The organism is Streptomyces actuosus, assembly GCF_016921115.1.
Classification (GTDB): Bacteria; Actinomycetota; Actinomycetes; order Streptomycetales; family Streptomycetaceae; genus Streptomyces; species Streptomyces actuosus_A.
In genome coordinates, this window is the sequence record NZ_JAFFZS010000138.1 from 1 (window position 1) to 681 (window position 681).

Annotated in this window: 1 protein-coding gene; it reads right to left on the reverse strand. The window is 52.3% G+C overall.

The features are described 5' to 3' along the window. Positions 1–44: 44 nt before the first annotated feature. Positions 45–681: GTP-binding protein (locus JS756_RS38965; protein ID WP_205387458.1), on the reverse strand; the 637-nt coding region annotated here is incomplete at its 5' end.

The following is a 681-nucleotide window of genomic DNA, read 5'->3' on the forward strand; positions in this document are numbered from 1 at the left end:
TTCTGGGTGTCACCGACAGGTCTTGCATACAAGTCAGTATCATGTCAAAGGGGAGAGAATGAAAGAAAGGACATCACGCACGCTGGGATCTTCTCGACCACTGTAGGAAGCACTTGGGGCACATTCAATCCAGTCTTGGCTGATACCCCTATGGCATTTTCTGTATCAAGCTCAAAAGTACTCCCAATCTGCTCCAGCGCCCGTTCCGGTTCAGCGGAAGGCAAATCGACCTTGTTTAGAACCGGAATCAATTCTAGTCCCTGCGCAAATGCAAGATAGAAGTTCGCGACCGTCTGCGCCTGGACGCCTTGACTGGCATCGACCAGAAGCAACGCTCCTCCACAACTGGCATAACTGCGCGATACCTCTGCACGAAAGTCCACATGTCCCGGGGTATCAACCAGATGGAGCAGATAGTCCTCCCCGTTATGATTATAGATCATCGTACATGTCTGCGCCTTGACCGTAATACCTCGTTCCCGTTCGACGTCCAACTTGTCCAGCACCTGCTTGTTCGTTCCCGGTTGGATCGTGCCCGTCAATTCCAGTAGCCGGTCGGAGAGGGTACTCTTGCCATGGTCGACGTGGGCAACGATGCAGAAATTGCGATATCGCTCGATTGGGATCTCCGCGATTCTCTTTTCGAGTTCGCCAATTGGCTTTTGTACAGTCGTAGTCCGG